Below are 14,256 nucleotides of genomic sequence, written 5' to 3' on the forward strand. Positions count from 1 at the left end.
AAAAAAGGGAAGTGTTTTCAGTGAAACACTTCCCTTTTTGCAGAAAAAAATCAATGATCACTTCGTCGGAAATTTCTTATCCCGCTGCTGTTTTCTGAACCAGTCCTGCAGCATTTTTTCTTCATATTCAAAGCTGGTGTGGCCGGATGGAATATGCATTCCCATCATAAAATTCATGTCTTTGATGTCTTCCTGCCCTTCCGCTATTGTCGCGCCCTTACCATCGGTCATGCGATAACTGAGCGACATGCGCGGCCAATAAATTTCTTTGATGATACGAATATCATTCGCAGTACCACGCATCATCGGGTGGACATCACCAGCGAGATCGACATCGGTGACCGTAATAGCCCACTTCACGTCATCCGGTAATTTTTTCGCCAGATCGACAAAAACCTCACCCAGCTCTTTCGCCACGCGTTCCTGAAATGCCTCGCGGGTTTCGCTGGATGGGCGTATATCCGTATATTTTTCCGGCGTTTGCCAGGTGATACTGACTTCGCCCGCATACACAGGGGATGTCAATGCGCTCGCTATAAGCAGAGCCAGACTAATCTTTTTCATCACTTTTCTCCTGAATCAAATCAAGCAGCAGATCGTCATCTTCGCTTTATTCAGCGTTCGCCGGTGAAATGCGTCGCCATGTACAAAATATACACTTTTCCCATTCCTCTGCAACAGCGGAAGTCAAAGGATGCATGTGTTCTTTGTGCACTGCTAATGCAAAACAGCCAGCGAATCTGGCTGTTTTGCGAGCTGCTGTGCGAGCTGATTTCTCAGCTGTTTTCGACGTTTCAGCTAGACATTCTCTACACGGATCAATGCGTCACACGCGTCGTGCGTCCATTCGACAGCAGGCGCACTCTTTCGCCGACGCGGAACAGCTCGTCGGCGTCTTGCGTAATAGCTCTGAACTCGCCGCTGTCAAGCCTGACCGTAATTTCGAGGCCGCGCTTCTGGCTATTGCTCTGCTCGATTTTCTGACCGATCAGACCGCCCGCTACCGCGCCGACTATACCAGCCGCTATCGAGCCGTTACCGCCGCCGATACTGGAACCGGCAGCAATGCCGCCAAGCGCCGCGCCCGCTGCCGTGCCGACACCGGTCTGCCCTTTATCGATGGTCACTTCGCGTACCGATTCCACATAACCCATGCGTACACTTTGCTCATTCTGCGTCTGGCTGGCGCGATAGACGCTGCCGGAGTTATTCGGTTGCGCACAAGCGCTCAGCAGCGCCACAGCAGTCAGTATCAAGACTTTTTTCATTGCGATCTCCTTATTCATCGAAACATCAATACAACTATGATCACACTCGGTAATGTTCAGACTGCACGACAGATGAAAAGTTTCTCTGGCGGCGTTTGTGTCTGTGGTACCGAGTGGCATACACAATAGTATAGCCATGCATCATAATGTTTGCTGACCGAAGCACAAACAGAGCGAAGATCACTAAAAATAAGCAGCAAAAGCACGAATTTCAGCGCTTGTTACTGCAAGAACGAACAAAACAACAAATGAGTCAAATAATTTTATCGGGATTTCCCCCAGTTATCGATGAGGCAACCCACACCCTGATTCTGGGGAGTTTTCCGGGGCAAGCCTCGCTAGATGCCCAACAATATTATGCGTTTCGCCACAATCAGTTCTGGCGATTGTTATCGGTAGTGTTGCAACAAGATCTGGTCGTTTGTGAGTACCCGCAAAAACTGGAACTGCTGTTAGCACATGGGATAGGATTGTGGGATATTTTCCGTCATTGCGTGCGTCAGGGCAGCCTGGATGCAGCAATACGCGAAGGGCAGTTAAATGATTTTGCCACATTGCGGCGCGACTATCCGCAGCTCAGACGGGTTTGTTTTAATGGCAAAACGGCAGCAAAAATACAAAGCTGGTTTCAGGCGCAAGGCTATCAGACGCTGGTGCTACCCTCTTCTTCGCCGGCCAATGCGATGCGCTCGTTTGCAGAAAAATCACACGAATGGCAACAGATTCTCAACTGAATCGATGTCGCCCGATTTTATTTATCGTTGCTGTCACATTGAGCGACAAACTTTTACATGAATTCTGTTTTAGATACAAAAGCAAAAGGTAAAATAGCGCTATGCTAATCAAACGTAAATCCATCGAAGCCGAAGCCAATCATCGCTCCGGCCCCAAGGCTGCGGCCGTTAAAAAATCTCCACGCAAACCTAAATTCGCGCCTGTGACTTTGTCAGAACTCGACGGTGTGCGTTTTTTACATTTCGGTACCGAATGGGTACAAGGCGCAATGCGCTTGCGCAAACCGGATGCGATCGAGCTCGAATACGCGCAACAAATGATGATCTGGATGTTGTTCATACCTGAACCGCAACACATCGTTCAGCTTGGTCTGGGAACTGGTGCGCTGACTAAATTCAGTTATCGTCAGTTCGAGAGCGCACGTGTTACCGCCGTTGAGCTGAACCCTTCTGTCATCGCGATTTGCGAGAGCATGTTCAAATTGCCTGCCAATGACGACAGATTGAATGTCATAGAAATGGATGCGCTCGATTTTGTTAACGATGAAAACAATCTCGATACCGTCGACGCGCTGCAGGTGGATCTGTACGATGCGACCGCCAAAGGACCTGTACTGGATACGGCAGAGTTTTATCAGTCATGCGCTGCCTGCCTCAAAGACAACGGCATACTGACCGTCAATTTATTCGGCGACCACCCAAGTTATGCGCGCAATCTGAAAGCCCTGCGCTTTGCTTTTGCCGAAGTCTTATGCCTGCCGGAAGTGCATGATGGCAACGTCGTTGCGATCGCTTTCAAACACAAACAACAATTTGATTTTGCTGCATTATATGAACGGGCCAATGAGATCAAGGCGGCGACCAAGTTGCCGACGAAATCCTGGGTTAACGGTCTCAAAGCAGCGAGTGATCCGGAATAATTTCACATTACAGACGAGTCATTTCAGGCAAGATTTTTAAGATAAAAGCAGATAACAAAGCAGCTAAAAAAAACAGTTAACGTTCATCCGCTATTCGCCCACTACAACTACAACGTCAGCCAGAGAAAATGAACCAAAAAGCCCCGCGCCGCTTAGATCTGCAACAAATTTTCACCTGGTTGATGGCTGATGGCCTGATCCTCAAAGACGAGGCCAAAGCAAAATACAATGAGGCGCAAGGTATCCTGAAAAACGGGCCATCCACCATGCACCCGTTGACGGCAACCGCGCAATGTAAACTGCTTTCAGCAAAGACACCGCATGCACTGCTGACGCTGGACTGGCTGACCGAATGGGCAGCGGCAAAAGTGCACCTGCCGTTTTACCGGATAGATCCTTTAAAAATTGATTTCACCACCGTCTCAGATGTGATGTCATCGACGTATGCGACACGCTTTAATATTTTGCCTGTCGAATCGAATGCCAACACGGTCGTTGTTGCCACGACTGATCCGTATAACTCGGAATGGCAAGATGAAATCGCGCGCATTTCGCGTAAAGAAATACGTCTGGTACTCGCGAATCCACTGGAAATTTCACAATACATCGTGCAGTTTTTTTCGCTGGCGAAATCGATTAAAGATGCGCGTAAATCCAGCAGTAACGACCTGGGTTTGCGACAAAACTTCGAGCAACTGGTTGAACTTGGTAAGTCGAATAAACAAGTCGATGCGAATGATCAGCACATCATCAATATTGTAGACTGGTTATGGCAATTTGCGTTTGATCAGCGTGCCTCGGATATACATCTCGAACCGAAGCGTGATATGGCGGTGATCCGCTTCCGTATTGATGGCGTGCTGCATCAGGTGTATCAGGTGCCGGCCACAGTGATGATCGCGATGATCGCGCGGATCAAATTGCTTGGTCGTATCGACGTGATTGAAAAGCGGCGCCCGCAAGATGGTCGTATTAAAACCCGTACCGCCGATGGGCAGGAAGTCGAGTTGCGTTTATCAACGCTACCGACCGTGTTCGGTGAAAAAATGGTGATGCGTATTTTTGACCCGGATGTCGTGGTCAAGACGCTGCCGGAATTAGGTTTCCCATTGAACGACGCGAAACGCTGGGACAATCTGACCAAAAAGCCACACGGCATCATTCTCGTCACCGGGCCGACCGGTTCAGGAAAAACCACGACGCTGTACACCACACTGAAAGCGCTGGCAACGTCAGATGTGAATGTCTGTACTGTCGAAGATCCGATAGAAATGGTGGAAGCTTCGTTTAATCAGATGCAGGTGCAATCATCGATAGATCTGAACTTCGCCGATGGCATACGCGCACTGATGCGGCAAGATCCTGACATCATTATGGTCGGTGAGATACGCGACTTGGAAACCGCAGAAATGGCGGTGCAGGCTGCACTGACCGGCCATCTGGTGCTGTCGACGCTGCACACCAATGATGCGCCATCCGCGATCATGCGGCTGCTGGAACTCGGTGTTCCGTATTATCTGCTGGAGGCAACGATAATCGGCATTCTGGCGCAACGTCTGGTGCGTACCTTGTGCGTCCATTGCAAAGTCGCTGATGGCGAAATTCAGGATGCCATCTGGGAAACGCTGGTCGAAGACTGGGGCATCCCAAAACCACAGACAGTCTATCGCCCTGTCGGCTGCCCGGAATGCCGCCAGACCGGTTTTCTGGGGCGTACCGGCCTATATGAGTTGCTGACCGTGACTTTGCCATTCAGTAAGCTGATCACGGAAAACGCCGATATTCATGCCTTACGTGCGCAGAGTATCAAGGATGAGATGAAGCCCTTGCGCATTGCCGGTGCTTACAAAATTGTCGAAGGTCTGACGACCGCCGATGAAATTCTGAAAGTCACCTCATCGCTGATATAAAACTATTCTCGTCAACTGTTGACTGCGGCAAAAATGCCATCGCGCACCCGCGGATACAGCAAGCGTGCGCCCAGCTCATGTTTAATACGCTGATTCTCGAGGCGGCGGGATTCCGACATGAATGACAGCAGCATGGGCGATACTTGTTTCTGTAATTCAGCACGAGGCAGACGTGGCGGGCGCGGCAACTGAAACGCGTCAGCCACCAGATCAAAATAATCCCCCATCCGGATATCGCTGTCGTCCACCGCGTGATACACGCGCTGCGGCAAACCACGGAATAAGGCCAGCCGGATCAGCCGCGCCAGATCGTCAGCATGAATATGATTCGTGTAAACATCATCGCTGGCGATCAATGCTGGCGTGCCTTTTTGCAGACGTTCCACCGGCAAGCGATCCGCCGCATAAATCCCCGGCACCCGCAGAATGGTTAAGGTGGACTGGCTGCGTTTCGCCCAGCGTCGCAGGCACTGTTCTGCCGCCACGCGTCGCATGGCACGCGCATTTTGAGGGTTGACCGTGCGTGTTTCATCAAACTTTGCGCCAGCGCAATCGCCATACACGCCGGTCGTGCTGACATAAACAAGACGGCTCTTGTCGGGTAAAATGGCGCTCAAATTCTGGCTGCGGATATCTGTAATGCCGTCAGATCGCGGTGGAGCCAGATGCACGATACGCTGCGCCAGCCCGGACAAGCGCGCCAGAGTATGCGGCTGATCCAGATCAGCGACCACCGGTACCGCCCCCGCTGCACGCAGCTCTGCGCAACGCGCAGGCTGACTGGTGACAGCGAAAATACGGAAATGCGCGCGCAATAATGGCAGCAGACGCATACCGACATCGCCACAACCAATAATCAGTAAGCGCGGCTTAGCTATTTTTTTTAACTGTTTTTTCATGCTCAGGATTGTATGACTTTTCAAGTAACCGTGACCCCCAGCGGTCGTCAATTTAGCTGCGATGCAGATGAAACCGTATTATCCGCCGCTTTGCGCGCGGGCGTCATTCTGCCTTACGGTTGTAAAAATGGAGCCTGCGGTTCCTGCAAAGGCAAAGTCACTGACGGCACTGTCGTGCATGGCAATCATCAGCAACGCGCGCTGACTGCGGACGAAGCAGCACAAGGCATGTCGCTGTTCTGCTGCGCAAAACCACAAAGCGATCTGACCATAGAAGCGCGTGAACTGGTCGCCAACGATGAATATCCGGTCAAAAAAATGCCGACCCGCATCGCGAAACTGGAAAAATTATCCGATGACGTGATGCTGCTTGCCTTGCAATTGCCAGCCAATGAAAAACTGAATTACCGCGCTGGTCAGTACATAGAATTTTTACTGCGCGATGGCAAACGCCGCAGCTACAGTATGGCCAATGCGCCGCACGATGCGGAACACATTACCCTGCATATCCGCCACATGCCGGGCGGCTTATTTACCGATCAGGTTTTCTCGACCTTGAAAGAGCGTGACATTCTGCGTTTTGAAGGTCCGCAAGGTACGTTTTATCTGCGTGAAGACAGCGACAAACCGATTATTCTGCTCGCCTCCGGTACCGGCTTTGCGCCGATCAAAGCACTGGTCGAACAATTGATCCACACCAAATCCACGCGCCCTGTCGCGCTGTACTGGGGTGGCCGTCGTCCGGCAGATCTCTACATGGATAAGTTATGCCAGGAATGGGCAACGCAATTACCCGGCTTCCGTTATGTCCCGGTGATTTCCGATGCACAGGCCGAAGATCAGTGGCAGGGTCGCACTGGCTTCGTTCATCAGGCGGTGATGGCCGATCATACTGATTTATCCGGCTATCAGGTGTATGCCTGCGGTGCACCGGTGATGGTGGATTCCGCCAAACGCGATTTTGTCGCGCAATGCCAGTTACCGGCGGATGAGTTCTACGCCGATTCGTTCACATCCGAAGCCGATCTGGTGAATTAACATGGAAAGGACAGAGCATGTTCATGCATGCGAAAAACGAAGTGCTTGTGCGCTGTTAATCAATTGCTCATCGTCTGCGCGCGCGTGAGTTGAGCATCCCGTTTTTTTTCAGCGCACTGCATAAATTTATTTTGACGCAGTGCGCAAAAAGTCCTACTATCCGCTTTATGAAAATTTTTACCGACATGTCCTCACCAAATATCGCACGACGTCGCAGCTCGTTCTTCGGGCCTGGGACTATGTACGAGTGAGCGTGCGCGGTAGATGAGCGGCACCACAAGTATCAAGCCACAGGCAACTCCTGTGGCTTTTTTGTTATTCAGCACCCGATATTAGTCTCTACTACTCTTTTTTTACCCCTGCTTTGTCGACTTTAGGAGTCTTGAAATGGAATTCAGCCAGTACAACGTTAACGCTCTGATGTACATCACACCGCGCCCGGAAATCGTCTTTACGGAAGGCAGCGGCATGTGGCTGACGGATAACAATGGCAAACGCTATCTCGATTACCTGCAAGGCTGGGCGGTCAATTGCCTCGGCCACAGCCCGGCTGTAATCCACGATGCGCTGGTCGCGCAGTCGAAAAAGCTGCTGAATCCATCTCCTGCTTTCTACAACGCGCCGATGATAGAACTGGCTTCGCGTCTGACCGAGCAATCCTGTTTTGACCGCGTGTTCTTTACGAACAGCGGTGCCGAAGCGAATGAAGGCGCAATCAAACTGGCGCGCAAATGGGGACAGTTGAATAAGAACGGCGCATTTGAAATCATCACCTTTGATCACAGTTTCCACGGCCGCACGCTGGCAACCATGTCAGCCTCCGGCAAACCGGGCTGGGACAAAATATTTGCACCGCAAGTCACCGGGTTCCCGAAAGCAGATCTGAACGATATCGCTTCGGTTGAAAAACTGATCAGCGACAAAACCGTTGCAGTGATGCTGGAACCGGTACAAGGCGAAGGCGGCGTGTTGCCGGCCACGCGCGAATTTATGCAGCAACTGCGCGCACTGACGCAAAAACACGGCATCCTGCTGATCGTTGACGAAGTACAGACCGGCATGGGGCGTACTGGTGAATTGTTCGGCTATCAATTGTCCGGTATCGAGCCTGACATCATGACGCTGGCGAAAGGCATCGGTGGCGGCGTGCCGCTCGGCGCCTTGCTGTGCCGCGAAGCGGTAGCCTGCTTCGTGCCGGGCGATCAGGGCGGTACCTACAACGGCGCGCCATTGATGACGGCCGTTGGTATCGCCGTGCTGAAGGAATTGACCAAGCCGGGCTTCCTCGATGAGGTCAAAGAAAAAGCCGCATATCTGAGCGCAGAATTAGTGAAACTGTCGGATGAATTCGGCCTGCAAGGCGAACGCGGTGAAGGCTTGCTGCGCGCGCTGAAACTCGGCGACAACATCGGCGCACAAATCGTTGAAACGGCGCGGAATATGGAACCAGTCGGTTTGTTGCTGAATTCACCGCGCCCTGATCTGCTGCGTTTCATGCCTGCGCTGAACGTGACGAAAGAAGAACTCGATCAGATGCTGGCGATGTTGCGCGAAGTGCTGAAGCAAATCAAAAAATAAGCGCTGAACGTCAAAGTTCTGCCTATAAAAAAAGCAGCCACGGCTGCTTTTTTTAACGTCTGTTTCCTTATTGTTTGCCTGTATTTTGACGAATTTCAGCATACTCCCCCCTGTTTTTATTGTTTTCGCCTTTATCTCAGCATAAACAAAGGGGCTTACAACATACTCCCGGGGAGTATTATTTGCGCATTTTCCTGCACTTTCCGGCAATTTTTCAGTGCCAGCGATAATTTGTCAGATTATGGCTTCACCACAAAGTGCATGACCGACCACGCTGGCAAGGTGTAACTGAACTGATTTTGCTTGATCGCACTCAGACCCGCACGCATGGTCACGGCCTGACTGCTCGCATCCACACCCCACGCCTGCACAGAGTTCAGCGCCACCGGATGGGCGATTTGCAAACTGGCATTCAGCGGTGTGCTGAGGCGGTTGATCGCAATCAGATGCACGGTATCCGGCGCGGCGGCACTGACTGCCGCATACACGGTGCCGTTGCCGTTATTCGTCGAGACCGCTTTGACTGAGACTTCGGGAAACACCGATTTATTGCCATCGTAATTGCGGAAAATTTTAAATCCGGCGGCGATATAGGCTTCGACATCACCGAAATACGTTGCCAGATGCACGCCCTGCTGACCAAAAGCGCCGAGCGCATCGGCCTGCGCAATCGCACCACTCACATCATCTCTGCCACCAAAATCATATTCGGTCACGGCGAGTTTGGTGCCGGGATAAAAATCGGCAATCGACTGCTTGAGCTTGGGCAGAATTTCCAGGCCGCGACCATCGGTAAAGCCGTTGCCGCCTTGCGTGATCCAGCTTGGTTCGACGTAGCTGCTATCCCACAGACTGCGCGCTGCCTGCACGCGATTGGCCGGATCATACGACGCCTGTGAATAGTAATGAAACGAGAAAGCATCCAGCAAACGCTTGCCCGCCGATGCCGACGCTTTGCGCATCGTATCCAGATACACGTTGGCAAACGTCATGCCGTTGTAGCGATAGCGGTCACCGGTATTTTTGCTGAGATACGGCTCCGCATAATACTGATTCCAGTCCGCTGGCTGATGCGATTGCGAACCATCCCAGACTGCCCACAAACTGAATAAACCGAGATAACCGCTCAGTGCCGGGCCAAAGGTTTGCGCGGAACTATCCATGCGCTTCACCGTTTTGGCCAGTGCCAGATTCTTTTGCATGACATCGCTGATCGTGGTCAGCTTCGGATACAGATTTTCGTGCGTGCCAGCGCCCTGGCTGGATGGCCACACATGCCACAGATCGGGCTCATTATCCAGCTCATAGCCTTTGACACCTTTGGTGGAAGATGCCTTGCCATATTTTTTGACGAGGAAATTTAGCTCTTCGTCGATATACACCACATTGTCGCTCAGCGATGGTGCCAGACTCAGGCTGCCTGCTGCCGCAGGTTTGTCATTCACAATATCAAGCCAGCGGCTGACATCGACATTCGATGGCCCGGCGGTGCTTTGCCATAAGTCATAACCTTTGCAGGTCGATGGCGGGTACAGATTGACGATGTCTTTCGGCAGCTTGCCCGCAGCAGGCAATTGCAGCAAAGAGAACGTGCCCAGCGCCAGCGACTGATCGTGGAATGCTTTAATCCCGGCCCCCGGTGCGTAATACGCCAGACCGTTGGTGGTGGAAGGCTCACCCGCACCAGTCGCGTATGTCACACCGGCATTTGACGAATGGCACCAGTCGGCGCCGGAATTGCTGACACCGTTTTCCCAGTTATAGCTGGTCATATTATTGCCACCGAGGCGACGCGAAGTCAGATTCAGACTATCCAGATTCGCTTTGCCGCCATGCGCATCCCAGCCAGTACGGCCAGAACCGTCGGCGTAGGCATTGAAGCCGTAAATCAGCGAGCTGATGGTTTTGCGTTCGGCCTGAGTGTTAATGCTGAAAGTGACGTTCTGCGCCATCGCTAATGACATTTCTGTCGAAATACTGAGGATTGCAAGAACTTTGATGAAGTTGACTGGTCTCATGGCTCTCTCCGCCGGATAACTAAACTAATTGCGCGTTGATGGTCACGTAAGGCAGATCGGCCAACGTGTAAGGAAACAAATGTTGCTCTGCCGATGTTATAAATGGATAGTTGCCCGACATCAACAAAACTTACACTTCGGTAACACTTTTTATGATTTTTTGTAGGAAAAAAGAGGAGATTTGTTTTTCTTACCAGCTTTCTTTGCAATAAGTAATTTCAATAAATAATTTCAATCAATTAAGTTAAAGATCTTTCACATGAAACTACCCGCTGGTGTCACCCGCTACTTACCTTCGTCTGTTCTGCCGCGCAAATTGAGCAAACGGCAGCCTCTCAACCTCGCTCTCAGTCTCGCGCTTGGACTGACGCTAGTCAGTATTCTGCCGGCGGCGACGGCTGCACCGGCGTATTACCGTTTTCCCGGCATACGCGCAGATACCGTCGTCTTTACTGCAGAAGGCGACTTATGGAAAGTCGGCCTGCGCGGCGGACAGGCGCAACGGCTGACCACGCATCCGGCCGCAGAAACCCTGCCGGCGATTTCACGTGATGGGCTATGGCTGGCGTTTTCCGCCGCCTACGAAGGGGCAACTGAAGCCTATGTCATGCCGGTCAACGGTGGTTTGCCACAGCGTCTGACATTTGAAAATGATGTCGTGAATGTGCTCGGCTGGACGGCACAGGGCGAGGTATTAGTCAGCACACTCAACAGCACCGGGCCAAACGCGCACAGAGTCATTGCAGCGATTGATCCGAAAACACAATTGCGCCGCGTGTTCCCGGTTGCTGATGCGAATGAAGCGGCACTCGATGACAGTGGCCGTTATCTGTACTTCACGCGTTTCGGTCTGCAAATGACCAATGACAATGCCAAACATTACCGTGGCGGCGCGACCGCACAATTGTGGCGCTATGACTTGCAAAGCAAAGCCGAAGCCGTCAATCTGTTTGCCAGCGACAGCAGCAATAACAAGCGGCCGATGTGGTATCAGGGTCGCCTGTATTTCATCAGTGACCGCGACGGCGCATTCAATATCTGGACAGCCAACGCCGACGGCAGTAATCCACAACAACTGACGACGCATAAAGAATGGGATGTCAGAAACGCCGCCATCGGTGACGGCAACATCGTCTATCAGCTCGGCGCCGATCTGCATGTGTTGAACCTTGCCAGCAAAGCCGACAGCACACTGGCGATCGATCTGACATCGGATTTTGATCAGCAAAGAAAACGCCTGATCCGCACACCGCTGGAATATCTGAGCGATACCGAAATCGCCAGCAAAAGCGAGCGTCTGATTTTCACTGCACGCGGCCATGTCAGCATTGCTGGCACTGACCGCCAACGTCGTGTCGATTTAGCGATTCCCGAGAATGCCCGCGCCCGCGCTGCCGTGTTCTCGCACGATGACCAAAGCGTGTATGTGATTGTCGACAGCTCCGGTGAAAATGAAATCTGGAAATATCCTGCCAACGGCATAGGTAAGGCAGAAATGCTGACCCACAATGGCGATGTACACAGGCTCAATATCTATCCGTCACCGGATGGAAAATCACTCGCGCATACCGATAAACGTGGCCGTGTCTGGCTGCTGGATCTGGCAACGAAAGCCAACACCATCATTGATGATGGCAGCAAAGCAGCCTTTGATCGCTACGGCGATATCGTCTGGGCACCGGACAGTAAAACGCTGGCGATAGTCCGCCCGGATAGCAGCAGCGGTCGCGAACAAATCGGTTTGTATTCATTCGCCAGCAAACAACTGCACTTCGTCACAGGCGACCGCTATGAATCGCATACGCCGGTATTTTCCACCGACGGCAAGTGGCTGTATTTCTTATCTGAACGCCACTTCGAGGTCGGCAATCGTTCACCCTGGGGTGACCGCAATCTTGGCCCCAGCTTTGACAAGCGCACCGGCATTTACGCCCTCGCCTTGCAGGCAAAAAATCGCTTCCCGTTTAAAGCGGACGATGAGTTAAGCAAGCCCAACAACAAAGCCGACGCAAAACCAGCAGAAAAAAACGCTGAAAAAGCAAACGAAAAAACGGCAGAGAAATCACCGGATACGGATGCCAAATCAGCCGACACCAAAGCCAGCAAAGCAGCTTTACCCGCCATAGAATATGCGGGGCTCAGCGAACGCTTGTATCAGGTGCCGCTGGCTGCCGGTAATTACGGCGGCTTAGCGATTGACGATAAGCGTCTGTATTTCGTTGAATCAGAAGGCCACGAAGGACGCGGCACTCTGAAGACACTCGCCATCAGCAAAAACCCGGTGCAACCAGAAGTATTCGTCAGCGGAATCCGTCAGTTTGATTTATCCGCCGACAAAAAACATGTGTATTACAAAACCGCTACCAGTAACGGTGCCAGTGATTTTGTGATCGTCGAAGCGGGTGCGAAAGCACCCAACGATATCAGCAAGGCGAAAGTCAGCATCAATGACTGGAGCTTCACTTCCGACCCGCGTCAGGAATGGCGCCAGATGTTCGGTGATGCCTGGCGTATGCACAGAGATTTTCTGTACGATGACAACATGCGTGGCGTGGACTGGAAAAAAATGCGCGACAAATATGCGCCTTTGGTCGAGCGTGTCACTGACCGCAATGAATTGAATGATGTGCTGGCGCAAATGGTCAGCGAAGTCGGTGCGCTGCATTCGCAATTCCGTCCCGGTGATATACGCAAAGCTGCTGCCGAAGGTGCACCGGCAACGCTGGGCGCAGTGTTAGCGCGCAGCAAAGACGGTTACAAGATCGAGCATATTTATCGCAGCGAACCAGAGTTACCAACAGAGCGCAGCCCTCTGGCGCAACCCGATGTCGATGTCAAAGAAGGCGATGTCATTCTGAGCGTCAACGGCAAGCCGGTCATGGAAGCGCGTGATATTGCCGATCTGCTGCTGAATCAGGCCGACAAGCAAGTCTTGCTGCAGGTAAAACGTGCAAATCAGGCGGCGCACAATGTTATCGTCACGCCTGTCAGCATGACGAAACATGCGAATCTGCGTTACAGCGATTGGGAACAAAGCCGCAGCGCACGCGTTTATGAAGCGTCGAAAGGTAAGATAGGTTACCTGCATCTGCGGGCCATGGGTGCGCAAGACATCAATGCGTTTGCACGCGAGTTCTACAGCAATTTCAATCGTGACGGCTTGATCATCGACGTGCGCCGTAATCGCGGTGGCAATATCGACAGCTGGATCATAGAAAAATTATTGCGTAAAACCTGGGCGTTCTGGTCGCGCGGCAACAACCAGCCTTACACCAATATGCAACAGACTTTCCGTGGTCATCTGGTGGTGCTGGTGGATGAGCTGACCTACTCTGACGGCGAGACTTTCGCAGCAGGTGTGAAAGCGCTGAAACTCGGGCCACTGGTTGGCAAACGCACGGCTGGTGCCGGTGTCTGGCTGTCCGATGGCAACAGCCTGGCGGATAACGGCATGATACGCGCCGCAGAAAATGCACAGTTCGGCATGGATGGGCAATGGCTGGTTGAAGGCGTCGGCGTCACGCCGGATGTGGAAGTCGACAACATGCCGCATGCAACCTTCAACGGACAAGATCAGCAACTCGAAAAAGCCTTGCAAATGCTGACCGATAAACTGCGCGAACAACCCGTCAAAAAACTGGTGCCGCAAGCGATTCCACCGCTGAAGTAAACCCGCTGTCATTCAAAGCATCAAGCCCGGTCAGGTTAATGACCGGGCTTTTTTTGAGGTTGCAGCAAGCGTAGCGTGCGTACCCAGTAGGGTGCGTCATACGCCCCCCCTTCATCAATCAAATGCACTCACCTGTTCATTCGCCACTCAGTCTGAAATCTGGCGACGTCGCACATGATGATGACGCATCTTATGCGGGGCGGCTTACTGCCAGCCGACGA

10 protein-coding genes are annotated in these 14,256 nt (G+C 52.1%); 6 read left to right on the forward strand and 4 right to left on the reverse strand.

Going from position 1 to position 14,256, the window contains the following annotated elements:
• Nucleotides 1-57: 57 nt before the first annotated feature.
• Both H8K29_RS17080 and H8K29_RS17085 read right to left on the reverse strand, forming a co-directional pair.
• Nucleotides 58-564: a DUF3016 domain-containing protein gene (locus H8K29_RS17080; RefSeq protein ID WP_186898551.1), complete on the reverse strand. Its 507-nt coding sequence runs from the start codon at nt 562-564 to the stop codon at nt 58-60.
• Nucleotides 565-818: 254 nt separating this feature from the next.
• A complete protein-coding gene (locus H8K29_RS17085; RefSeq protein WP_186885934.1) occupies nt 819-1,268 on the reverse strand; it encodes a glycine zipper 2TM domain-containing protein in 450 nt (149 codons plus the stop codon).
• Nucleotides 1,269-1,528: 260 nt separating this feature from the next.
• Here H8K29_RS17085 and H8K29_RS17090 point away from each other — a divergent pair, with 260 nt between their 5' ends.
• From H8K29_RS17090 to H8K29_RS17100, 3 genes are all read left to right on the forward strand, one after another.
• The gene (locus H8K29_RS17090; RefSeq protein WP_186898614.1) at nt 1,529-2,002 is read left to right on the forward strand and encodes a DNA-deoxyinosine glycosylase; all 474 of its coding nucleotides are present in this window, start codon (nt 1,529-1,531) and stop codon (nt 2,000-2,002) included.
• A 101-nt stretch (nt 2,003-2,103) separates the two neighbouring features.
• Entirely contained in the window at nt 2,104-2,922 is an 819-nt protein-coding gene (locus H8K29_RS17095) for a methyltransferase domain-containing protein (protein WP_186898552.1), read from the forward strand.
• A 128-nt stretch (nt 2,923-3,050) separates the two neighbouring features.
• The gene (locus H8K29_RS17100) at nt 3,051-4,832 is read left to right on the forward strand and encodes a GspE/PulE family protein (RefSeq protein WP_186898553.1); all 1,782 of its coding nucleotides are present in this window, start codon (nt 3,051-3,053) and stop codon (nt 4,830-4,832) included.
• 11 nt (nt 4,833-4,843) lie between these two features.
• Here the strand turns inward: H8K29_RS17100 and H8K29_RS17105 are convergent, their stop codons facing one another.
• Nucleotides 4,844-5,731 carry an SDR family oxidoreductase gene (locus H8K29_RS17105; RefSeq protein ID WP_186898554.1) on the reverse strand — a complete coding sequence of 296 codons (888 nt, stop codon included), beginning with the start codon at nt 5,729-5,731 and terminating at the stop codon, nt 4,844-4,846.
• Between the two features lie 12 nt (nt 5,732-5,743).
• Between H8K29_RS17105 and H8K29_RS17110 the strand changes: the two genes are divergently transcribed.
• Entirely contained in the window at nt 5,744-6,769 is a 1,026-nt protein-coding gene (locus H8K29_RS17110; protein ID WP_186898555.1) for a CDP-6-deoxy-delta-3,4-glucoseen reductase, read from the forward strand.
• Nucleotides 6,770-7,156: 387 nt separating this feature from the next.
• The gene (locus tag H8K29_RS17115; RefSeq protein WP_186898556.1) at nt 7,157-8,347 is read left to right on the forward strand and encodes an acetylornithine transaminase; all 1,191 of its coding nucleotides are present in this window, start codon (nt 7,157-7,159) and stop codon (nt 8,345-8,347) included.
• A 239-nt stretch (nt 8,348-8,586) separates the two neighbouring features.
• On the opposite strand, the gene H8K29_RS17120 is transcribed toward H8K29_RS17115, so the two are convergent.
• Nucleotides 8,587-10,365, reverse strand: a complete 1,779-nt coding sequence (locus H8K29_RS17120; RefSeq protein WP_186898557.1) for a glycoside hydrolase family 44 protein — start codon at nt 10,363-10,365, stop codon at nt 8,587-8,589.
• Between the two features lie 259 nt (nt 10,366-10,624).
• On the opposite strand from H8K29_RS17120, the gene H8K29_RS17125 reads away from it, so the two are divergent.
• Nucleotides 10,625-14,035, forward strand: coding sequence for a S41 family peptidase (locus H8K29_RS17125; protein WP_186898558.1), 3,411 nt, complete (start codon nt 10,625-10,627; stop codon nt 14,033-14,035).
• The last annotated feature ends 221 nt before the right edge of the window (nt 14,036-14,256 follow it).

Source organism: Undibacterium sp. CY21W (assembly GCF_014284265.1).
In the GTDB taxonomy this organism is placed as follows: Bacteria; Pseudomonadota; Gammaproteobacteria; order Burkholderiales; family Burkholderiaceae_D; genus Undibacterium; species Undibacterium aquatile.